Genomic DNA, 23,354 nt, shown 5'->3' on the forward strand with positions numbered 1-23,354 from the left:
TTCGATCAATCTATAATTGCCGCTTCCCTGCCCGCCGCGCGGGCCAACCGATGGATTCCCCATGTCGCAGACGATGAAAGCCCTGGTCAAGCGCAAGCCCGAACAGGGCATCTGGATGGAAGAGGTGCCGATGCCCGTGGTCGGCCCGAACGAAGTGCTGATCAAGATCGAGAAAACCGCGATCTGCGGCACCGACCTGCACATCTACAAGTGGGACGAGTGGAGCCAGCGCACGATCAAGCCCGGCCTCACCATCGGCCACGAGTTCGTGGGGCGCATCGTGGAGATCGGCCCGGGCGTGACCGGCTACAAGATCGGTGACCGCGTTTCGGCCGAAGGCCACATCGTCTGCGGCCACTGCCGCAACTGCCGCGCCGGCCGCCAGCACCTGTGCCCGAACACCATCGGCATCGGCGTGAACCGCAACGGCGCGTTCGCTGAGTACATGACCATGCCGGCCTCGAACCTGTGGCCGATCCCGGACCAGATCCCGTCCGAGCTGGCCGCGTTCTTCGACCCCTATGGCAACGCGGCGCACTGCGCGCTGGAATTCGACATGATCGGCGAGGACGTGCTGATCACCGGCGCCGGCCCGATCGGCATCATCGCCGCCGGCATCGCCAAGCACATCGGCGCGCGCAACGTGGTGGTCACCGACGTCAACGACTACCGCCTGAAGCTGGCCGCCGACATGGGCGCCACCCGCGTGGTCAACGTCACCAACCAGTCGCTCAAGGACGTGATGAAGGACCTGCACATGGAGGGCTTCGACGTGGGCCTGGAAATGAGCGGCAACCCGCGCGCGTTCAACGACATGCTCGAATGCATGTACCACGGCGGCAAGGTCGCCATGCTCGGCATCATGCCGCGCGGCGCCGGCATCGACTGGGACAAGGTGATCTTCAAGGGCCTCACCCTGCAAGGCATCTATGGCCGGCGCATGTACGAGACCTGGTACAAGATGACCCAGATGGTGCTGACCGGCTTCCCGCTGCAGAAGGTGCTGACCCACCAGATCCACATCGACGATTTCCAGAAGGGCTTCGACCTGATGGACGCCGGCACCTGCGGCAAGGTCGTCTGTTCCTGGCATTGAGCCATGAGGCGGCAGCCGCTCGTCAGCTCCCGGATTGACCGCTCGCGACCGGCCGCAAGGTCGCGGGCGGTGTCCCCGCGTTAAGCGCGGTCGCGGTAGATTCGTCATCAGCCCACCTGCACCCCATGCAGGGCGGGTTGAATCAACCATTCAGCGTTTCCAGGGAGTCGGTATGTCCGGGTCGAGCTTGTCGCGGCTGCGCGCCTCCTTGCGTGCAGCCGGGGATTCCGCACGAACGCGTGCACGGCAGCTGGGGCGCTCGCCCCGCGCCCGCCGTATCGCAGCCATCCTCGCGTCCGTGCTGCTGGTCTACGCCCTGCTCGGCTTCCTTGCCGTTCCGCCGCTGCTGCGCAACTACCTGCAGAACCACTCCGCGGAGATGCTGGGACGGCCGCTGAGTCTCGGCCAGGTGCGCTTCAATCCGTTCACGCTGAACCTGCGGGTCGGCAAGTTGCACCTGCCCGAGGCGGACGGCCAGACGCCCTTCGTCGACATCGACCAACTCACGCTCAACGCCTCGTGGAGCTCGCTGTTCCGGCTGGCTCCGGTGCTGGACGAACTGCGGCTCGATCAGCCGCGGATCGCCATCACGCGAGGCAAGGACCAGCGGTTCAACTTCAGCGACCTGGTCGAGCGCTTCACCGCGAAGCCGGCGTCGCCGGACAGCAAGCCGACGCGTTTCTCGCTCTCCAACATCAGCGTCCACGGCGGCGACGTCCGCTTCGACGACCGCTTGGTGGGCGCGCAGCACCACATCGAGAAGCTAGAACTGGGCATCCCGTTCCTGGCCAACCTGCCCAGCTCCACCGACATCTTCGTGCAGCCGCTGCTGGCCATGACGGTGGACGGCAGCCCGTTGCGCATCGACGGCCAGACCAAGCCGTTCGCCAGCAACCGCGAGTCGACCATCGGCTTCCAGCTCGACCGGCTCGACCTGCCGCGCTACCTGGGCTACGTACCGGCGGCGATGCCGGTGGAGATTCCCAAGGGCCTGCTCAGCGGCAGGCTGTCACTGCACTTCGTGCAGACGCAGCCGACGCCGCAACTGCAGCTCACCGGCAACCTGCAACTGGACGACTTCGTGCTCGACAGCAGCCGCGGCGAGGCCATCGCCAGGCTGGGGCACGGCAACATCGAACTGACCGACGTGCAACCGCTGGCCTCGCGCTACCACCTCGGCGCGATGCAACTGGAACGCGCCGCGTTGTTCTACACCCAGCGTGCCGGCAGCCACAGCAACTTCGATACGCTGATGCCGCCCGCGGCCAGAAACGATGACAACAAGACCGATGACAAGGCGCCGCCGACCGACCTGCGCATCAGCGCACTCACGCTGCAGGACAGCGCGCTCACCTACGCCGACGCCAGCCAGGCCAAGCTGCAGCTGATCCGGCTGCACGGCAGCCTGCTCGGCCTGGGCACGCTCGCCGGGCCGGCTGCCAAACTCGACTTGGCCAGCCAGCTCGCCGGCGGCAGCCTCAGCGCGCGTGGCGATGTCGACCTCGCCGCCAGCCACTATGCCGGCACACTCGAACTGAAAAAGGTGTCGCTCGTGCCGCTGCAGGCGCTGGTCGCATCCGCCACGGCGGCGCGCATCGCGAAAGGCAAGCTCGACGCCAGCGGCCAGCTGCGACTGGACTGGGGCAAGGCATTCAACCTGCACATCGAACCGGCCCAACTCGGCATCAGCGACTTCGCGCTGGAGCCGCGGGCCAGGGGGCTGGCTGCACCGGTGGCGTGGCGCAAACTGGATGCCGGCATCACCCGGCTCGACCTGGCCACCCGCAACGCACAACTGGGCAAGGTCACGGCGAACGGTCTGCAGGTCGACGCCGTGCGCGAGCGCGACGACCGGATCAACCTGATCAGCCTGTTCGCCGGCAAACATCCCGTACCTGCCGGCGGTGACGAAGGTCCGGCCTGGCGCTGGAGCATCGCCCATCTTGGCGTCGAACAGGGTTCGCTGCGCCTCACCGATCGCAGCATCGATGGCGCCAGGCCGGCATCGCTGCTCATCGAGGCACTCAACGGCAATGTCGAAGCGCTCAGCGACAAGCTCGACCAGCCGCGTCGAGTCAAGCTCGAAGGCCGTATCGGCAAGGGCAGCTTCGCCACCGCAGGCACGCTGCAACCGCTGCCCGCGGTAGCCGACCTGCAGCTGACCACCAGGCGACTGGACATCGCCGGCTTCGTGCCCTACGCCAGCGTGCCGCTGAATGTGGATGTCACCAGCGCCCGACTCAGCAGCGACGGCAAGCTGCATTACGACGGCCGCCGGTCCGAGCCACGCTTCGACTACGCGGGCGACGCCGCGTTCGAGCGCGTGCGCATGCAGGACAAAGTCACCGGCGACGACTTCATGCGCTGGCGTTCGCTGCGCGGCTCGCGCATCGACTTGCGCTACGGCAGCGGTACGCCGCGCGTGCATCTGGGCGCTCTGGTGCTGGATGCGTTCTACGCGCGCGTCATCGTCAACAGCAACGGACGCCTGAACCTGTCCGACGTGATCGCCAACGGCGAACAGGCGCCGGTATCGGTGACCCGCGCCGCGAACACCACGCCGGCGGCGCCGCAGCCGGCGTCCAGCGCACCCACGGCGCCCGCCGCCGACACCCGCATCGGCGAGGTCACCCTGGCCAATGGCCAGCTCAACTACACCGACAACTTCATCAGGCCGAACTACACCGCCAACCTCACCAGCCTCAGCGGCAGGATCGGCGCGTTCGGCACCACCGCCGGCGAACCGCCCGCCGAACTCGTGGCGCAGGCGAAACTGGACGATGCCTCGCCGGTGGACATCAGCGGCAGCATCAACCCGCTGCTGCCGGTGGCCTTCCTCGACATCAAGGGCAAGGCGACCGACGTCGAGCTGACCCGGCTCAGCGCCTATTCCGGCAAGTACACCGGCTACCCCATCAGCAAGGGCCGGCTGACTGCCGACGTGCACTACCTGCTGGACCAGGGCAAGCTCAATGCAGACAACCACCTTTTCATCACCCAGCTGACCTTCGGCGAGCGCTCGAACAGCCCCGGCGTGTCGCACCTGCCGGTGAAGCTGGCGGTGGCCCTGCTGAAGGATACCCAGGGCAATATCGACGTGAACGTGCCGGTGTCCGGCTCGCTGGACGATCCGCAGTTCAGCCTCGGCGGCATGATCATGCGCGCGTTCGGCAACCTCGTCGCCAAGGCGGCCACCGCGCCGTTTCGCCTGCTTGCCTCGGCATTCGGCGGCAGCCATGAGGATCTCGGCTACGTCGAGTTTGTACCGGGTTCCGCGGTGCTGGATGGACCCGCCAAGGATCGCCTCGGACAAATCGTGCAGATGCTCAACCGCAAGCCCGCGCTCACCCTGGACATCAGCGGCCGGGTGGATCCGTCGCTGGACGAAGCCGGCTTGCGCAAGGTGACCGTGGATGACCAGATCCGCCGCGAGAAGCTGGCCAAGGAGTCGGGCGACAAGATCGCCACGGACGCCTCGGCAGCGGCGCTGGCCGAGGTGACGGTGACACCGGATGAACACGAGCGCTATCTCTGGCGCGCCTACCGGCACGCCGACTTCGAGAAACCCAAGAACGTCCTCGGCCTCAGCAAGTCGCTGGAGCCGGACGAGATGCGCAGCCTGCTGGAAACCCACGTGAACACGGACGCCGCCGCGATGCGCGCGCTGGCCGAGCGCCGCGCCGCCGCCGTGCAGGAGTGGCTGCATGGCAAGCTGGACGACAAGCGGGTCGCGATCAAGCCGCCCAAGCTCGATGCAAAGGGCATCGACGACAAGGGCAAGACCACTCGCGCGGATTTCGGCCTGCATTGATCGCCGCGCAGTACATACGCATGCGCAGCGATCGCCTGGCGCCCTACAATGGCGCTTTGTCCAACGGCCGGAATTCCCCATGAGCTACTCAGCCAAGGCGCGCTACGCCAGCGAACTCGACTCCATCCGCGAGCAGGGCCTGTTCAAGGCCGAACGCATCATCACCTCGCCGCAATCCGCCGAGATCGAGCTGGAAGGCGGCCGCAAGGTGCTGAACTTCTGCGCCAACAACTACCTGGGCCTGGCCGATCACCCCGAGGTGATCCAGGCCGCCAAGGACGCGCTGGATACGCACGGCTTCGGCATGGCCAGCGTGCGCTTCATCTGCGGCACGCAGGACCTGCACAAGCAGCTGGAAGCGAAAATCGCCGCGTTCTTCGGCACCGAGGACACCATTCTCTACGCCGCCTGCTTCGACGCCAACGGCGGCCTGTTCGAACCGCTGCTGGGCGAGGAAGACGCGGTGATCTCGGATGCGCTCAACCACGCCTCGATCATCGACGGCATCCGCCTGTGCAAGGCCAAGCGCTTCCGCTATGCCAACAGCGACATGGCCGACCTGGAGAAGCAGCTGCAGGCCGCCGACGCGGCCGGCGCGCGCACCAAGCTGATCACCACCGACGGTTCGTTCTCGATGGACGGCTTCATCGCCAGGCTCGACGAGATCACCGCGCTGGCCGCGAAATACGATGCGATGGTGCACATCGACGAATGCCATTGCACCGGCTTCCTCGGCGACACCGGCCGCGGCGCGGCCGAGGTCAACGGCGTGATGGACAGGATCGACATCTTCACCGGCACCCTGGGCAAGGCGCTGGGTGGCGCCCTGGGCGGCTTCACCACCGGCCGCAAGGAAGTGATCGAGCTGCTGCGCCAGCGCTCGCGTCCCTACCTGTTTTCCAACTCGCTGCCGCCGCACGTGGTCGCCGCCGCGATCAAGGTATTCGACATGCTGGCCAGCGCCGGCGACCTGCGCGAGCAGCTCAAGGAGAACACCCGCTACTTCCGCGAGCAGATGACCGCGGCGGGCTTCGACATCAAGCCCGGCGTGCACCCGATCGTGCCGGTGATGATCTACGACGCGCCGAAGGCCCAGGCGATGGCCACGGCCTTGCTGGAGGAAGGCATCTACGTCACCGGTTTCTTCTACCCGGTGGTGCCGCAGGGCCAGGCGCGCATCCGCACGCAGATGAGCGCGGCGCATACCCGCGAGCACCTCGACCGGGCGATCGCCGCGTTCACCAGGGTGGGACGAAAGCTGGGCGTGATCGCCGGCTGATCGGTTCCGGGCGCAGGCCGGGGGCGTCCGCCGCGGGCGGTGCCCTATGACTTCGTGACGAGGGCTCGCACTTCGTCCTGGTCGAGTCGCCGCCACTGGCCTTTCGCCAACTCGCCCAGGACAAGTGGGCCAATCGCCACCCGGATCAGTCTCAGGACGTCGAAACCCAGGGCAGCCAGCAACCGGCGGATATGCCGGTTGCGTCCTTCGTCCAGCACCACTTCCAGCCACGCATTCTTGTCGCCCACGCGCAGAAGCGTGGCCTTGCGCGCCTTCAGCCGATCACCCGCATCCTCGACGCCGGCCAGCATCGCCTGCAGCACCGCGGCGTCAGGTTGACCGGCCACCTGCACGTGGTAGGTCTTCTCCAGATGCGTCGCCGGGTCGGTGATGCCCGCGGCCCAAGTGGTGTCGTTGCTAAGCAGCAGCAACCCTTCGCTGGCCTTGTCCAGACGACCGACCGGCCCCAGCCACGGCAGGCCGGCTGCGGCCAGGGCGGTATAGACCGTCGCCCTGCCATGTTCGTCGGCCGCACTGACCACGATGCCGCGCGGTTTGTTGAAAGCCACGTAGACGCTTTCACTTCGCTGCACCGGCTGGCCATCGACCGCCAGACGATGCCGGTCGATCAGGGTGGGCTGATAGGGATCGCGAACCACGTGGCCATCCACGCTGACCCGACCGGCGCGAATCCACTGCTCGGCCTGGCTGCGCGAACAGGCACCCAGTTTGGACAGCACACGAGCCAGACCATGCCGCGGCGACTGCGCGGATGGAGTCGCTGCGGATGCACGACGGAAAGAAGGGGGACGGGGCATCGCGCTAGCGTATAAGGCTGCGCGGTGATGCGCCAACCCGAATCGCGCCCGTTCGGGGCCGGCAGGCAAAAAAAACCCGGCCGAAGCCGGGTTTTTCCTTGCTGATTTACCGCGGTTCGATTACTGCTGAACCTGCAGTTCCGTACGACGGTTCTGCGCGCGACCGGCATCGGTCTCGTTGTCACCGATCGGGTTGCTTTCGCCGTGACCGATCGGGCCTTCCAGACGGCTGGCATCGATGCCGTGGCTGGTCAGGTAGTTGTAGACGATCGAGGCGCGACGCTCGGACAGGCTCTGGTTGTACTCGTCGGTACCCTTCGAGTCGGTGTAACCGGCCACCGTCACCTTGACCTGCGGGTAACGCTGCAGGGTATCGACGGCCTGGTTCAGCACCGCGATGGAGTCAGCGCTCGGCTCCGCCAGCGACTTGGAGATGTCCGTCTCACCCTTCTTCGGGCGGTCGAACTTGAAGTTAACGCCACGCAGGTCGATCACGACCTTCTGCGCGCAACCATCAGGGCCGACAATCGTGCCGGCGGCGGTGGCCGGGCACTTGTCTTCGCAGTCGTTCACGCCATCGCTGTCGCTGTCCATCGTCGAGCAGTCAGCCGGGGGCGGAGTGGCGGCGACCGGAGCAGCCGGAGCGGCAGCCGGGGCGCCGAAGCGCGAAACGATGCTGAAGCCCAGGAACCAGTCACCGTAGCCGTCCATGGTCGGCTGGCTGTCGTTGTCCCAGTCATAACGGTAGCCGGCTTCCACGCGGAAGTCGGAGCTGTCGTCGATGGTCTTGGACAGACCGCCGCCCAGCTCGGCAGCCGGGGACCAGCCACTGCCATGCACGCCGTGATGGTTGCTGCCCATCACGCCAGCCAGCAGGTACGGACGCCAGGCGTTCCAGTCGCCCGCGTAGAAGCGCACAGCGGCGCCCACGCTGTTGTTGGACCAGCTGCCGCCACCGTCAGCGTCACGCTTGGTGCGATCGACGAAGATGTCGATCGAGGTGTTCGACGAAATGAAACGACCAACGCCCAGACCGTAGTAGATCTGACGGCTGTTGGTGTTGCGGTCGGTATCGTTGTAGTAACCGCCGACCGTGGGGGCGATGTACCAGCGACCGTCGTAGGACGGCGAGGTCATCGAGCTGGCGGTGTCGGCCGGAGCGGCTGCGTCCTGAGCATGAACGGCACCTACGCCGCCCAGGGCCAGCGCGATCAGAAAATACAAGCCCTTACGTTTCATCAGGTGTCTCCTCAATTATTAGAATTTCGCGTCCGTTCAACCCTGACCGGAAGTCCCGCATCAGACTGAACTACGTCACTCAGAGCTTTTAAAGCCCCTGCTTGGCGTTTATGCGACAAGCGGCGGGGATTGTAGCAAAAGCGTTAAGCCGTGATCGAATTAACACTATTCAGAACAACTACCGGTGAGGTTTCATTCAGGAAAGTCGGATTTGAACGGAATATGGCATTAGCTGGAACATGGAAACGCAGGGACGAAGAAATGCCCATCCCGGCGCCCGACCCTGCGTTAATTTTCCACTCACGTCGTCTTTACAACGTGAAGAGCTCCAGGAAGTGATGCAGAGGCATCGCATCCAGCTGTGCGGGGTCCCGGGTTGCCGCCATGATGGCCTTGACCTTGTGGGCGGGCATGTGGCCCTGCATCGCGGCCTCGAACTTCTGCAGAAGCACCGGTATGCCCTCGGCGCGACGCTTGCGATGGCCGATGGGGTAATCGATCGAAACCTTCTCCGTGCTGCTGCCGTCCTTGAAGAACACCTGGACCGAATTGCCGATATAACGCCTGGCCGGATCGAAGTAGTCCCGGGTGAATTGGGGGTTTTCGACGACTGTCATCTTCTCGCGCAACGCATCGATGCGCGGATCGGCGGCGACGTCGTCGTTGTAATCACTGGCCACCAGTCGACCGTGGATCAGCGGCACTGCCACCATGTACTGGATGCAATGATCGCGATCGGCGTAATTCGCCAGCGGACCGGTCTTGTCGATGATGCGACAACCGGCTTCCTGGGTCTCGATGGCGATCCTTTCAATCTGGTCGATCCGACCCGTCACCTGCGAATGCAGCTGCATGGCGCACTCCACCGCGGTCTGTGCGTGGAATTCGGCCGGATAGCTGATCTTGAACAGCACGTTTTCCATCACGTAGCTGCCGAACGGACGCTCGAACTCGAACGGCTTGCCGCCGAATGCCACGTCGTAGAAGCCCCAGGTCTTGGCCGACAGCGCCGACGGATAGCCCGCCACGCCGCGGTAGACCGCATTGATGGCGTGGGTCACCGCGCGACGGCAGGCGTCACCGGCAGCCCAGCTCTTGCGCGGGCCCGTGTTCGGCGCATGGCGATAGGTACGCAGCGCGCCGTTGTCGATCCAGCTGTGTGACAAGGCCGTTGTGACTTGCTCCCTGCTCCCGCCAAGCATGGCAGTGGCCACGGCGGTCGACGCCAGCCGCACCAGAATCACGTGGTCCAGGCCAACCTGGTTGAAACTGTTCAGCAGCGCGTAGCAGCCCTGGATCTCATGGGCCTTGATCGCGTAACCCAAGACATCGCGTACGGTCAGTGGTCGTCCACCTTCACGCTCGGCCTTGCGGCTCAGGTAGTCCGCCACGGCGAGGATCGCGCCGAGATTGTCCGAAGGATGACCCCACTCCGCCGCCAGCCAGGTGTCGTTGAAATCCAGCCAGCGGATCTGCGTGCCGATCGCAAACGCCGCCTGTGCCGGGTCAAGCTCATGGTGGGTCCCCGGGACGCGCGCACCACCCGGCAAGATGGCGCCCGGCACCAACGGCCCGAGATGCTTCACGCACTCGGGGAACTTCATCGCCATCATCGCCGTGGCCAGCGAGTCCAGCAGCATGTAGCGCGCAGTGTCGTACGCTTCGGTAGAGTCGATCTTGTAGTCGACGACATAGTTGGCGACGTCGACCATCGGTTGGTCGGGATCTGGGCGCTTGGCGGAGCGGATGTCGTGTGTACTCATGAGTGCTTGGTCTCCTGACGGCAGGAAAGCCGCCATAGCTCGGGATGAACCATCCTTGTCGCTTGATGCCTATCTTGTCAGAAGCCACCTGAGCATGTGGTGGCACCGAAGGGGACACTGCCCCGCTCTGCGGAATCACCCTGCGGGTGCGCGCACCCAGCCTTCCATCAGCACGCGCGCGCTTCGGCTCATGATCGCCTTGGTGACGGTCCATGCACCATCAACCAGCGTTGCCTCCGCACCCACGCGCAAGGTGCCCGACGGATGACCAAAGCGCACGGCCTGTCGCTCACCACCACCTGCCGCAATGTTCACCAGCGTGCCCGGAATGGCCGCGGCGGTACCGATAGCCACCGCCGCCGTACCCATCATGGCGTGGTGCAGCTTGCCCATCGACATCGCGCGCACGAGCAGGTCGATGTCATCCGCCTTGACGGGCTTGCCGCTCGATGCGACGTAGTCGGCCGGCCTGGCGACAAATGCGACCTTGGGCGTGTGCTGCCGCGTGGCGATCTCGTCGAGTGACTTGATCAGACCCATGCGCAGCGCGCCATGTGCGCGAATAGCCTCGAACATCACCAGAGCCGTGGCGTCGCCATTGACGGCCTCCTGCAGCTCCGTGCCGGTGTAGCCGATCGCGTCGGCCTGCACAAAAATCGTGGGAATGCCGGCGTTGATCATGGTCGCCTTGAGCGTACCGACACCCGGTACTTCCAGGTCGTCCACGAGATGACCGGTGGGAAACATGGCCCCGCCAGCGCCGTCTTCCTCAGCTGCCGGATCCAGAAATTCCAACTGCACTTCGGCGGCAGGGAACGTCACGCCGTCCAGCTCGAAGTCGCCGGTTTCCTGTACCGCGCCGTCGGTCATCGGCACATGGGCGATGATGGTCTTGCCGATGTTGGCCTGCCAGATGCGCACGGTGGCGATGCCGTCGTGCGGAACGCGTGCGGGATCCACCAGGCCACCCGCGATGGCGAACGGACCGACCGCCGCCGAGAGGTTGCCACAGTTGCCGCTCCAGTCGACGAAGGCCTTGTCGATCGCCACCTGGCCGAACAGGTAGTCCACGTCGTGATCCGGCCGGGTGCTGCTGGAGACGATCACCGCTTTGCTGGTGCTGGAGGTGGCGCCACCCATGCCGTCGATCTGCTTGCCGTAGGGATCGGGGCTGCCGATCACGCGCTGCAGCAGCGCATCGCGCGCGGCGCCAGGTACCTGCGCGGTCTCGGGCAGGTCCCGCAGACGGAAGAACACACCCTTGCTGGTGCCGCCGCGCAGGTAGGTGGCGGGAATGCGGAGCTGGGGGAGCTTTGCCATGTATCTGTGATCCTGTGGTGACTGTGCCGCGCCGGCAAATCATGCAAGCGCAACCGCCAACCGCATGGCGATGCCTTGTGGCATCACCCGCGGAACAACGCGCGGTCAGGCCGCCTGCGAAGCCTCGATGAAGTCCTGCGCGAAGCGTTGCAGCACACCGCCCGCTTCGTAGATCAGCACTTCCTCGGCGGTGTCCAGGCGGCAGATCATCGGCACTTCGACGCGTTCACCATGCTTGCGGTGGATGACCAGAACCAGCTCCGCCAAGGGGCTGCGTACGCCGACGACGTCAAAGGTTTCGGTGCCATCGATGCCAAGCGTCTTGCGGTTGGTGCCCGGCTTGAATTCCAGTGGCAGCACTCCCATGCCGATCAGGTTGGTGCGATGGATCCGCTCGAAGCCTTCAGCCGCGATCGCCTCCACGCCCGCCAGGCGCACGCCCTTCGCCGCCCAGTCACGCGACGAGCCCTGGCCGTAGTCGGCACCGGCGATGATGATCAGCGGCTGCTTGCGCTCCATGTAGGTTTCGATCGCCTCCCACATGCGCATGACCTTGCCTTCCGGCTCCACGCGGGCCAGCGAACCCTTCTTCACTTCGCCATCGACCACCGCCATTTCATTCATCAGCGTGGGATTGGCGAAAGTGGCGCGCTGCGCGGTCAGGTGGTCGCCGCGATGGGTCGCGTACGAATTGAAGTCCTCTTCCGGCAGGCCCATCCTTGCGAGGTATTCGCCCGCGGCGCTGTTACGCATGATCGCGTTCGACGGCGACAGGTGGTCGGTGGTGATGTTGTCGCCAAGCACCGCCAGCGGACGCATGCCAGCGAGCGTGCGCTCACCCGCAAGGGCGCCCTCCCAGTACGGCGGGCAACGGATGTAAGTGCTCTGCGGGCGCCAGTCGTACAACGGTGCGGCGCGGGTGCCGGCGTGGCCGGTGCGCGCGAACATCGGCTCGTAGACCTTGCGGAACTGCTCCGGCTTCACGCTGGAGGAGACGATCGCGTCGATCTCTTCATCCGTGGGCCAGATGTCTTTCAGCGTCACCGGCTGGCCGTTGGCGTCCAGACCGAGCACGTCCTTCTCTATATCGAAACGGATGGTGCCGGCGATGGCGTACGCGACCACCAGCGGCGGCGAAGCCAGGAAGGCCTGCTTGGCATACGGGTGGATGCGACCATCGAAGTTGCGGTTGCCCGACAGCACGGCCGTCGCGTAAAGATCGCGATCGATGATCTCCTGCTGGATCGCCGGATCGAGCGCGCCGGACATGCCGTTGCAGGTGGTGCACGCGAACGCGACGATGCCGAAGCCGAGCTTCTCCAGCTCGGGCAGCAGGTTCGCTTCTTCCAGGTACAACTGCACCGCCTTGGAACCCGGTGCCAGCGAGCTCTTCACCCAGGGCTTGCGCGTGAGTCCGCGTGCATTGGCGTTGCGCGCCAGCAGCGCAGCCGCGATCACGTTGCGCGGGTTGCTGGTGTTGGTGCAGCTGGTGATGGCGGCGATGATCACCGCGCCATCGGGCATCTGGCCCGGTTGTTCTTCCCATTCGGCAGCGATGCCGCGCGCGGCGAGATCCGATGTCGGCAGGCGCTTGTGCGGGTTGGACGGGCCAGCCATGTTGCGCACCACGGAGGACAGGTCGAACGTCAGCGTGCGCTCGTACTGCGCATGCAGCAGCGTGTCGGCCCACAGGCCTGCAGCCCTGGCGTAGGTTTCCACCAGCCGGACCTGCTCGTCGCTGCGGCCGGTGAGGCGCAGGTAGTCGAGGGTCTGCCCGTCGATGAAGAACATCGCGGCGGTGGCACCGTACTCGGGCGCCATGTTGGAGATCGTCGCGCGATCGCCCAGCGTAAGGCTGGCGGCGCCTTCACCGCGGAATTCCAGATACGCGCCGACCACCTTCTGCTTGCGCAGGAATTCGGTGAGCTCAAGCACGATGTCGGTGGCGGTAATACCGGGCCGGCGCTTGCCGGTGAGCTCCACGCCCACGATGTCGGGCAGGCGCATCCACGAAGCGCGGCCAAGCATCACGCTCTCGGCTTCCAGGCCGCCGACGCCGACGGCGATCACGCCCAGCGCGTCCACGTGCGGCGTGTGGCTGTCAGTGCCCACGCAGGTGTCCGGATAAGCCACACCGTCCTGCACCTGCACCACCGGCGACATCTTCTCCAGGTTGATCTGGTGCATGATGCCGTTGCCTGGCGGAATCACGTCGACGTTTTCGAACGCCTGCTTGGTCCAGTCGATGAAGTGGAACCGGTCTTCGTTGCGGCGATCCTCGATCGCGCGGTTCTTCGTGAACGCGTCCGGGTCGAAGCCGCCGCACTCCACCGCCAGCGAGTGATCGACGATCAACTGCACCGGCACCACCGGATTCACCTTGGCCGGGTCGCCGCCGCGTTCGGCAATCGCGTCGCGCAGACCGGCCAGGTCCACCAGCGCCGTCTGGCCCAGGATGTCATGGCACACCACACGCGCCGGGAACCAGGGAAAATCACGCTCGCGCTTGCGCTCGATGATCTGTTTCAGCGACTCGACGAGAATCGCCGGATCGCAACGGCGCACCAGGTTCTCGGCGAACACGCGCGAGGTATAGGGCAGCGCGTCATAGGCGCCCGGCTGGATCGCCTCCACGGCGGCGCGCGCATCGAAATAGTCCAGCGACGTGCCGGAAAGGGATTGGCGATAGACAGTATTCATGAATGCTGGGGAACCCTGGAGATAAATACCCGGTTGAACGCAGGTCGATGCGTTGTCTGCGCTCCCGCCCGACAACTGCTGTTCATGGCAAACCGGTCATGGGGGCAAAGCGGGAGAACTGCATCATTGGACGACTGATTGTAGCGGGAGCAGGCATTTTCCTTAAGGGCCTGGCTTGACTGGTACGCGCGACGGCATCGACAATGCTCGGACACCTTCCCAAAAGGGAGTAGTTCCCGCGGCAGGCTTTGTCCCGCCCCGGTGCGGCGATCGTCAACACGAGCGAGGTCTCGCTCCGGTCGTCCAGCAGTTGCCTGCGAACGAGACTTTTGCGGTGGTCACGGGCCGCGCGCGTCCGTGGCCATTGCATTGTCCGACGCGCAAGGAAACCTCGATGGATTTCGCTGCTCCCGACTTTCTCTCCGGCCTGCTGGCCATCATCCTGCTCGACCTCGTGCTGGCCGGCGACAATGCCATCGTCATTGCGATGGCCGCCAGCCGGTTGCCGAAGGAGCTGCAGAAGAAGGCGATTTTCTGGGGCACGTTCGGCGCCATCGCGATCCGCTTCGTACTGACCGCCGTGGTCGTTTATCTGCTGAAGCTTCCCGGGCTGATGCTGGTTGGCGGTCTGCTGTTGCTGCCGATCGCCTGGAAACTGCTGAACCACGGTGACGACCAGGGCCCGGACATCAAGTCGGGCAACACGTTCTGGGCTGCGCTGCGCACGATCATCGTCGCCGACGCGCTGATGGGTCTGGACAACGTGCTGGCCATTGCCGGCGCCTCCAAGGGTCACTTGCTGCTGGTCATCCTGGGGCTCCTGATCAGCGTGCCGCTGGTGGTCTGGGGCTCGACGATGATCCTGAAACTGATCGATCGCTACCCGATCATCATGTACATCGGCGCCGCGGCCATCGCGATCACCGCCGGTCGCATGATCACCCACGACCACCTGCTGAGCAGCTGGTTCGAGGCGCACGCATGGGTGAAGTACGGCGTCGATGCGCTGGCCGTGATCGGCATCTGCGGCGGAGGCTGGCTGGTGCACAGGCGCAGGGAACAGGCCAGGTTGGCCAACCACTGAATCGAGGCCCCACCCGGAGCGGACTGAACCGGTCCCGCTCCGGGGACGCTGATCGACACGGCGAACCCGGGGCCGCGCCCCGGATTCGCCGCCACGGGTTCAGCGCTTGTCGATCGCCACGTAGGCCTGGTCTTCCGGGCCGGTGTAGCTCGCGCTGGGGCGGATGATCTTGCCGTCCTGGCGTTGCTCGATCACGTGGGCGCTCCAGCCGGAAGTACGCGAGATCACGAACAGCGGGGTGAACATCGCGGTGGGCACGCCCATCATGTGGTACGCGCTGGCCGAGAACCAGTCGAGGTTGGGGAACATCTTCTTGACCTCGCCCATCACCTTCTCGATCCGCTCGGACACCTCGAACAGGGTCGGGTTGCCGCCGTCGGTGCACAGCTTGCGCGAGACTTCCTTGATGATCTCGTTGCGCGGATCGGAGACGGTGTAGACCGGGTGACCGAAGCCGATGATGATTTCCTTCTTCTCGACGCGGGCACGAATGTCGGCCTCGGCATCGTTCGCGTTGCGATAGCGCGCGATGATCTCCATCGCCACCTCGTTGGCGCCGCCGTGCTTCGGTCCGCGCAGCGCGCCGATCGCACCGGTGATCGCCGAATACATGTCTGAGCCGGTACCGGCGATGACGCGGGCGGCAAAGGTGGAGGCGTTGAACTCGTGCTCGGCGTACAGCACCAGTGACTTGTCCAGCGCCTGCGCATGCAGGTCGCTGGGCTTCTTGCCGTGCAGCACATGCAGGAAGTGCGCGGCGATCGAGTCGTCGTCGGTCTCGGTCTCGACGCGCTTGCCGTTGTGGCTGAAGTGGTACCAGTACAGCAGCATCGAGCCGAAGCTGGCCATCAGGCGGTCGGCGATGTCGCGTGCGCCAGTGACGTTGTGGTCGTCCTTCTCCGGCAGCACGGTGCCCAGCACCGAACAACCGGTGCGCAGCACGTCCATCGGATGGGTGGCTGCCGGCAGCAGTTCCATCGCGGCCTTCACCGGCGCGGGCAAGCCACGCAGACGCTTCAACTTGGCCTTGTAGTTCTGCAGTTCGGTCCAGTTCGGCAGCACGCCGTGCACCAGCAGGTAGGCCACTTCCTCGAAGCAGCCCTTGGCCGCCAGGTCATGGATGTCATAACCGCGGTAATGCAGGTCATTGCCGCTGCGACCGACCGTGCACAGCGCGGTGTTGCCGGCGGCGACGCCGGACAGGGCGACGGATTTCTTGGCCTTGGGCAGGACTTGTTCGCTCATCGGGTTCTCCAGGGTGCGGTTTTTTTCTTGGCGTATGCGTTTGCGCAGGGATTAGCCCTGCTTCGAAAACAGCGAGTCGAGCTTGTCCTCATAGGCGTGGTAACCGAGGAAGTCGTACAGCTCCTCGCGCGTCTGCAAGGTGTCGATGATGTTCTTCTGGGTGCCTTCGCGGCGCACGGTTTCGTAGAAGTTGAGCGCCGCCTTGTTCATCGCGCGATAAGCACCGCAGCAGTACAGCGCGATGTCCACGCCGGCGTCGCGCAATTCGTCGGTGGTGAAGAACGGGGTGGAACCGAACTCGGTGAGGTTGGCCAGGATCGGCACCTTCACCGCGGCCTTGAACTTGCGGTAATCCGCCAGCGTCTTCATCGCCTCGGGGAAGATCATGTCGGCACCGGCTTCGACATAGGCCACTGCGCGCTCGATCGCCGCGTCGATGCCTTCCACGGCCGCCGCGTCGGTGCGCGCCATGATCACGAAGTCCGGATCGGTGCGCGCATCCACCGCCGCCTTCACCCGGTCGACCATCTCGTCCTTCGGCACCACTTCCTTGCCGGGACGATGGCCACAACGCTTCTGGCCGACCTGATCCTCCATGTGCACCGCGGCCACGCCCACGCGCTCGAACGAGCGGATCGTGCGGGCGATGTTGAACGCCCCGCCCCAGCCGGTATCGATGTCGACCAGCAGCGGCAAACCGGTGGCGTCGACGATGCGGCGCGCGTCGGTGAGCACGTCTTCCATGGTGCTGATGCCGAGGTCCGGCATGCCCAGCGAATTGGCGGCCACGCCGCCGCCGGAGAGGTACAGCGCCTTGTAGCCGACGCGCTTGGCCATCAGGCCGGCGTAGGCGGTGATCGCGCCCATCACCTGAAGTGGCTGTTCGGCGGCAACGGCCGTACGGAAACGTGTACCGGGGGATGCGGGCTGAGTCATGTCGCCTCCGTCAAAACGGGCATTTTAGCCCACCGGGGCATCCCGCCGGGATTGGACCTTCCTACACCCCTGCCATCGCCTCGAACGGAGGCTGGCGCCGGGCTGGCGGCGAGCCGCAATTTCCTGCGTGACGAATCCGCCGCCGCCCCGTACATTCAACCCATGAGCACATCGACTCCTCTCGCGAAACGCATCCTCTGGGGCCTGGTGATCGGCGTGGTCGCTGCCGTGGCCACCCTGGGCGTCGGCCAATTGCATCCGCCCACGCTGGCCTTCATGCAGAAGATCTCCTCGGCGGTGTTCGATCCGTTTGGCCAGATTTTCCTGCGCTTGCTGTTCTTCGTGGTGATCCCGCTGGTGTTCAGCTCGCTGGCCTCCGGCGTGGCCCAACTGGGCCGGCTGGACCGGCTGGGGCCGCTGGCCGGGCGCACCTTTGCGCTGTTCTTCGCCAACATGCTGATCGCCGTGGCGATCGGCCTGGTGATGATGAACACGGTACAGCCCGGCCATCATCTGGACGAGCAGGCGCGCACCCAGCTGATGCAGGAATACGGCAGCAGCGCGCAGAAGACGATCGACACCAAGGCCGCCCAGCCCAGCATGAGTTTCAGCACGCTGGTGGAGATGTTCATGCCGCGCAACCTGGTCGGCGCGGTGGCCGGCCCCAGCCGCAATGCGCTGGGCGACGTGTTGCCGCTGATCCTGTTCGCGATCCTGGTCGGCGCGGCGGCCACCCAGTTGCGTGAGAAGGAGCGCAAGCGGGTGCAGGTGGCGCTGGACACCATCACCGACCTGATGACGAAGATCGTGGGCTTCGCGCTGCAACTGGCGCCCTTCGCGGTGCCGGCAATGATCTACAGCGTGATCGTCAAGGTCGGCGTGGACGTGCTGTTGGCGCTGTCGGTGTTCGTGGTCGGCTGCAGCGTCGCGCTGGCGCTGCACCTGTTCGGCACGATGTCGCTGTGGTTGCGTTTCCTGGCCAGGCGTTCGCCGCTGGCGTACTTCCGGCAGATCCGCGCCCTGCTGATCACCGCGTTTTCCACCAGCTCCAGCAACGCCTGCCTGCCCGCCTCGCTGGCGGTGGCGCATGACGAGTTGAAACTCAACCCCAGCACCGCCGGCTTCGTGCTGCCGCTGGGCGCGACCATGAACATGAGCGGCACCGCCCTGTTCGAGGGCTGCGTGGTGCTGTTCGTGGCGCAGGCGTTCGGCGTGGAACTCAGCTTGAGCCATCAGGCCATCCTGATGCTGCTGTCGGTGCTGAGCGCAGTGGCGGTGGCCGGGATTCCTGGCGGTTCGCTGCCGATGATCGCCGGCTTGCTGGCAACCTTCGGCATCCCGCCCGAAGGCATCGGCATCGTCATCGGCGTGGACCGCATCCTGGACATGATGCGCACCACGGTGAACGTGGGCAGCGACATCGTCACCGCCACGGTGGTGGACCAGCAATTGCGCGGACGACTGGTCGCGCCCTGAGCGCCCCCGGCATGGCGGAAGTGCGGGCTTGAAGCAGGCCCGTCCAGCCACAGGTCGGGACAGGACACCTTATAGCCCAGGCCAATCGTCGCGATGCCGATAATCAATTAGATTTATCGCGCCCACCCTCGTAGCATCGCCCCCACTGTTCAACCACCACGGGAAAACCAAGATGTCCCTGATCAATACCGAAGTGAAACCGTTCAAGGCCGACGCACTGAAGGCCGGCAAATTCGTCCAGATCTCCGACGCCGACCTGAAGGGCAAGTGGTCCGTGGTGTTCTTCTACCCGGCCGACTTCACCTTCGTCTGCCCGACCGAGCTCGAGGACCTGGCCGACAACTACGCCGAGTTCCAGAAGCTGGGCGTGGAGATCTACTCGGTCTCGACCGACACCCATTTCGCGCACAAGGCCTGGCACGACACCTCGGACGCCGTGAAGAAGATCAACTACACCATGGTCGGCGATCCGACCGGCACGATCAGCCGCAACTTCGAGGTGATGATCGAGGAAGCCGGCCTGGCCGATCGCGGCACCTTCGTGATCGACCCGGCGGGCAAGATCCAGATCGTCGAGATCAATGCCGGTGGCATCGGCCGCGACGCGTCCGAACTGCTGCGCAAGGTCAAGGCTGCCCAGTACGTCGCCGCTCACCCGAACGAGGTCTGCCCGGCCAAGTGGAAGGAAGGCGAGAAGACCCTGGCGCCGTCGCTGGACCTGGTCGGCAAGATCTGATTCACCGCTGCATCGGAACCGGGCGCCGCGGCGCCCGGTTCCAACCCGCCTGGATGCTTGTGTCAGCGGCTTGCGCCCGGCGCCGCTCCCCGCCCTGCCGCCCTCCCCTCCGGCGCAGGCTGCTGTCACAAGCCTCTTCCCTCCCCACGATCCCCACGCATCCATCACTGGAGTGGTAGCCATGCTCGACGAAACCCTCAAGACCCAGTTGCAGGCCTACCTGGAAAAGCTGGTGCAGCCGATCGAGCTGGTCGCCGCGCTGGACGACAGCGCCAAGTCGCAGGAACTGGACGAGCTGCTGCAGCAGATTGCAGCGCTGTCCGACAAGATCAGCCTGCGCCGCGACGACAGCGAAGCGCGCAAGCCGTCGTTCGCGATCAACCGCGTCGGCACCGACATCGGCGTGCGTTTCGCCGGCCTGCCGATGGGTCATGAATTCACCTCACTGGTGCTGGCCCTGCTGCAGGTCGGTGGCCATCCGTCCAAGGCGGCCGCCGACACGATCGAGCAGGTTCGCAACCTTGATGGCGACTTCAAGTTCGAGACGTATTTTTCGCTGTCCTGCCAGAACTGCCCCGACGTAGTGCAGGCGCTGAACCTGATGAGCGTGCTCAACCCGCGCATCCAGCACGTGGCGATCGACGGCGCGCTGTACCAGGACGAGGTTGAAAAGCGCCAGGTGATGTCGGTGCCCACGGTGTTCCTCAACGGCGAAGTGTTCGACCAGGGCCGCATGAGCCTGGAGCAGATCGTGGCCAGGCTCGACACCGGCTCCAGCGCCCGCGAAGCGGAGAAGATCAAGGCCAGGGACGCGTTCGACGTGCTCGTGGTCGGTGGTGGCCCGGCCGGCGCAGCGGCGGCGATCTATGCTGCGCGCAAGGGCATCCGCACCGGCGTGGCGGCCGAGCGTTTCGGCGGCCAGGTGCTGGACACCATGGCGATCGAGAACTTCATCTCGGTGCCCTATACCGAAGGCCCGAAGCTCGCCGCCGCGCTGGAGCAGCACGTGCACGAATACGACGTGGACGTGATGAACCTGCAGCGCGCCGAGAAGCTGGTGCCGGCCAGCGACGCCACCGGTGGCCTGATTGAAATCGAACTGGCCAACGGCGCCACGCTGAAGTCGAAGACGGTGATCCTCTCCACCGGCGCCCGCTGGCGGCAGATGGGCGTGCCCGGCGAAGACGAATACCGCAACAAGGGCGTGGCCTACTGCCCACACTGCGACGGTCCGCTGTTCAAGGGCAAGCGCGTGGCGGTGATCGGCGGCGGCAACTCCGGCGTCGAGGCGGCGATCGACCTGGCCGGCATCGTGGCCCACGTCACCCTGATCGAATTCGACGGCAAGCTGCGCGCCGACGAAGTCCTGCAGCGCAAGCTGCGCAGCCTGCCCAACGTCGACATCATCGTCAGCGCGCTGAGCACCGAGGTGCTGGGCGATGGCCAGCGGGTCAGCGCACTGGTCTATCGCGACCGCACCAGCGAGCAGATGCACACGCTGGAACTGGAAGGCATCTTCGTGCAGATCGGCCTGCTGCCGAACACCGAATGGCTGAAGGGCACGCTGGAACTGTCCCCGCGCGGCGAGATCGTGATCGACGAACGCGGCCAGACCTCCCTGCCCGGCGTGTTCGCCGCCGGCGACGCCACCACGGTGCCGTACAAGCAGATCGTGATCGCGATGGGTGCCGGCTCCACCGCAGCGCTGAGCGCCTTCGATCACCTGATCCGCAGCCCGCTGGTGGCCACGGAAGACCGAAAGGAAGCGGTCGCCGCCTGATCGAGGTGAACGGGATAACTTGTTGTCCCGTTCACCGCTTGGCCGGGCAGGCCGTGCCTGCCCGGCGTCAGCTGCCTTGATCGGGCCCGTGTTCCAGCGCGCGGCGAATGTCCTCCAGCGCCCCCGGATCATCCAGCGTGGACAGATCGCCCGGATCGCGCTGCTCCGCCAACGCCTGCAACGAGCGGCGCAACAGTTTGCCGGAACGGGTCTTCGGCAAGGCATTCACCACGTAGATGCGTGACGGTCTGGCCACGCCGCCAAGCTGGTCGACGACGCGCTGCTGCATGGCCTTCGCGACCTCGGCGGCACCATCGCCGGTATCCCGTTTCAACGTGGCGAACACGATCGGCACCTGCCCCTTCAACTCGTCCCTCACGCCGACCACGGCCGCCTCGGCCACCGCCGGATGGCTGGCCACTGATTCCTCGATCTCGCGCGTGCCCAGGCGATGGCCGGCCACGTTGATCACGTCGTCGGTGCGGCCAAGCACGAAGGTGTAGCCGTCCTCATCGCGCACCGCCCAATCGAGCGAGCTGTACAGCAGCTCCTTGAAGTGGCTGAAATAGCTGTACACGTAGCGGTCGTCGTCACGCCAGATGGTGCTGAGGCAGCCTGGCGGCAACGGCAGCTGCAGCACCAGCACGCCCTTGCTGCCGTTGGGCACTTCCTCGCCGGTGTTCTCGTCGATCACCTTCATCCGGTAGCCCGGCGCGGGCAGGCCGGGCGAGCCGAATTTCACCGCCTTCAGATCCAGCCCCGGCATCAGGGTGATCGCCGGCCAGCCGGTTTCGGTCTGCCAGTAGTTGTCGATCACCGGCACGCCCAGCGCGCCGGTGATCCACTGTGCGGTCGGCTCGTCCAGCGGCTCGCCGGCGAGGAACAGCCACTTCAGTGTCGACAGGTCGTACTTCTTCAGCCAGCTCTCGTCCTGCTTCTTCAGCACGCGGATCGCGGTGGGCGAGGAGAACATGGTGCGCACCTTGTAGCGCTCGCACAGCTGCCACCAGATGCCTGCATCGGGCCGCGTCGGCAGGCCCTCGTACAACAAGCTGGTGGCGCCGCCGATCAACGGGCCATAGACGTTGTAGGAATGACCCACCGCCCAGCCCACGTCGGAGGTGGAGAACATCACCTGTCCCGGCGCGATGTCGAACACGCGGCGGATCGACAAGGCCATCGCCACCGCATAACCGCCCACGTCACGCTGCACGCCCTTGGGCTTGCCGGTGGTGCCCGAGGTATACAGCAGGTAGCTCGGCTCGTTCGATTCCAGCCAGGTCACCGGCACCTCGGCATCCGCGTGCTGCACACGCAGGCTTGCGTAATCCAGATCGCGTCCGGCCACCCGGGTCATCTGCGGATCCAGCCCGCGATCGATGATCAGCACATGCGGCGGCGGTGCCGACGCCTCGTTCAGCGCCGCATCGACCAGCGGCTTGTACGGGATCACCTTGCCCGCGCGCATGCCGGCGTCGGCAGCAACCAGCAACTTCGGTTGCGCGTCGTCGATGCGCAGCGCCAGGTTGTGCGCCGCAAAGCCGCCGAACACCACCGAGTGGATCGCGCCGATCCGTGCGCAGGCCAGCATCGCGAACACCGCCTCGGCCATGTTCGGCAGGTAGATCACTACCCGGTCGCCCTTGCCCACGTCCAGCGACTGCAGCACCGCGGCGAACGTGTTCACCTCGCGATGCAGCTGGCGATAGGTGAACTCGCGAGTGATGTCGGTTTCGCTGGAAATCGCCACCAGCGCCAGTTGCTCCGCGCGCTCGGCCAGGTGGCGATCGACCGCGTTGTAGCAGAGGTTGGTCGTGCCGCCCACGAACCAGCGCCGGAACGGCGGGTTCGACTGATCGAGGATCTGACGCGGCGGCGTCTCCCAGTGAATCAGCCGCGCCTGCTCGGCCCAGAATCGCTCCGGCTCGTCGACCGACTGCCGGTAGAACTCCTCGTAGCGCATGGGCGGACTCCAGGGTTTCGTTGCCGCCAGCCTAGACCAGCCCGGCAGCCGCATCATCGCGACAATGGTCGTAGCCGCGCATGGCCTTTCGCCACGCTTGACCCTCAC

At 65.4% G+C, this 23,354-nt stretch carries 15 protein-coding genes; 7 read left to right on the forward strand and 8 right to left on the reverse strand.

The window, feature by feature from the left end; genetic code table 11:
- Positions 1–73 precede the first annotated feature (73 nt).
- The 3 genes from tdh to kbl all read left to right on the forward strand — a co-directional run bounded on the left by tdh (position 74) and on the right by kbl (position 6,186).
- Positions 74–1,096, forward strand: coding sequence for an L-threonine 3-dehydrogenase (tdh, locus tag ASD82_RS09485; protein ID WP_056717611.1), 1,023 nt, complete (start codon positions 74–76; stop codon positions 1,094–1,096).
- Positions 1,097–1,268: 172 nt separating this feature from the next.
- Positions 1,269–4,907 carry a DUF748 domain-containing protein gene (locus ASD82_RS09490; protein ID WP_157599234.1) on the forward strand — a complete coding sequence of 1,213 codons (3,639 nt, stop codon included), beginning with the start codon at positions 1,269–1,271 and terminating at the stop codon, positions 4,905–4,907.
- Between the two features lie 79 nt (positions 4,908–4,986).
- A complete protein-coding gene (gene kbl / locus ASD82_RS09495; RefSeq protein WP_056717589.1) occupies positions 4,987–6,186 on the forward strand; it encodes a glycine C-acetyltransferase in 1,200 nt (399 codons plus the stop codon).
- Positions 6,187–6,230: 44 nt separating this feature from the next.
- On the opposite strand, the gene ASD82_RS09500 is transcribed toward kbl, so the two are convergent.
- From ASD82_RS09500 to acnD, 5 genes are all read right to left on the reverse strand, one after another.
- Positions 6,231–7,004 (reverse strand): pseudouridine synthase, encoded by a 774-nt coding sequence (locus ASD82_RS09500; RefSeq protein ID WP_056717590.1) that lies wholly within the window; start codon positions 7,002–7,004, stop codon positions 6,231–6,233.
- Between the two features lie 120 nt (positions 7,005–7,124).
- Complete coding sequence (locus tag ASD82_RS09505; protein WP_056717591.1) at positions 7,125–8,243, reverse strand: OmpA family protein; 1,119 nt, start codon at positions 8,241–8,243, stop codon at positions 7,125–7,127.
- Between the two features lie 311 nt (positions 8,244–8,554).
- Positions 8,555–10,006 (reverse strand): bifunctional 2-methylcitrate dehydratase/aconitate hydratase, encoded by a 1,452-nt coding sequence (locus ASD82_RS09510; RefSeq protein WP_056717592.1) that lies wholly within the window; start codon positions 10,004–10,006, stop codon positions 8,555–8,557.
- A gap of 135 nt (positions 10,007–10,141) precedes the next feature.
- Entirely contained in the window at positions 10,142–11,326 is a 1,185-nt protein-coding gene (prpF, locus tag ASD82_RS09515) for a 2-methylaconitate cis-trans isomerase PrpF (protein ID WP_056717593.1), read from the reverse strand.
- A gap of 105 nt (positions 11,327–11,431) precedes the next feature.
- Entirely contained in the window at positions 11,432–14,026 is a 2,595-nt protein-coding gene (gene acnD, locus ASD82_RS09520; protein WP_056717594.1) for a Fe/S-dependent 2-methylisocitrate dehydratase AcnD, read from the reverse strand.
- A 394-nt stretch (positions 14,027–14,420) separates the two neighbouring features.
- On the opposite strand from acnD, the gene ASD82_RS09525 reads away from it, so the two are divergent.
- Positions 14,421–15,110, forward strand: a complete 690-nt coding sequence (locus tag ASD82_RS09525; RefSeq protein WP_056717595.1) for a TerC family protein — start codon at positions 14,421–14,423, stop codon at positions 15,108–15,110.
- A 99-nt stretch (positions 15,111–15,209) separates the two neighbouring features.
- Here the strand turns inward: ASD82_RS09525 and prpC are convergent, their stop codons facing one another.
- The gene (prpC, locus tag ASD82_RS09530) at positions 15,210–16,355 is read right to left on the reverse strand and encodes a 2-methylcitrate synthase (RefSeq protein WP_056717596.1); all 1,146 of its coding nucleotides are present in this window, start codon (positions 16,353–16,355) and stop codon (positions 15,210–15,212) included.
- A 51-nt stretch (positions 16,356–16,406) separates the two neighbouring features.
- A complete protein-coding gene (prpB, locus tag ASD82_RS09535) occupies positions 16,407–17,291 on the reverse strand; it encodes a methylisocitrate lyase (protein ID WP_056717597.1) in 885 nt (294 codons plus the stop codon).
- 162 nt (positions 17,292–17,453) lie between these two features.
- Here prpB and ASD82_RS09540 point away from each other — a divergent pair, with 162 nt between their 5' ends.
- The 3 genes from ASD82_RS09540 (at position 17,454) to ahpF (ending at position 21,283) form a co-directional block, all read left to right on the forward strand.
- Positions 17,454–18,767, forward strand: coding sequence for a dicarboxylate/amino acid:cation symporter (locus ASD82_RS09540; protein ID WP_082542683.1), 1,314 nt, complete (start codon positions 17,454–17,456; stop codon positions 18,765–18,767).
- Between the two features lie 172 nt (positions 18,768–18,939).
- Positions 18,940–19,503, forward strand: a complete 564-nt coding sequence (gene ahpC, locus ASD82_RS09545) for an alkyl hydroperoxide reductase subunit C (RefSeq protein ID WP_056717598.1) — start codon at positions 18,940–18,942, stop codon at positions 19,501–19,503.
- Positions 19,504–19,684: 181 nt separating this feature from the next.
- Positions 19,685–21,283 (forward strand): alkyl hydroperoxide reductase subunit F, encoded by a 1,599-nt coding sequence (gene ahpF / locus ASD82_RS09550; RefSeq protein WP_056717599.1) that lies wholly within the window; start codon positions 19,685–19,687, stop codon positions 21,281–21,283.
- A gap of 67 nt (positions 21,284–21,350) precedes the next feature.
- Here ahpF and prpE read toward each other — a convergent pair whose 3' ends face one another.
- Positions 21,351–23,246: a propionate--CoA ligase gene (gene prpE / locus ASD82_RS09555; protein ID WP_056717600.1), complete on the reverse strand. Its 1,896-nt coding sequence runs from the start codon at positions 23,244–23,246 to the stop codon at positions 21,351–21,353.
- Between the last annotated feature and the right edge of the window lie 108 nt (positions 23,247–23,354).

Origin of the sequence: Rhodanobacter sp. Root179, from assembly GCF_001428465.1 — a bacterium.
Lineage (GTDB): Bacteria > Pseudomonadota > Gammaproteobacteria > Xanthomonadales > Rhodanobacteraceae > Rhodanobacter.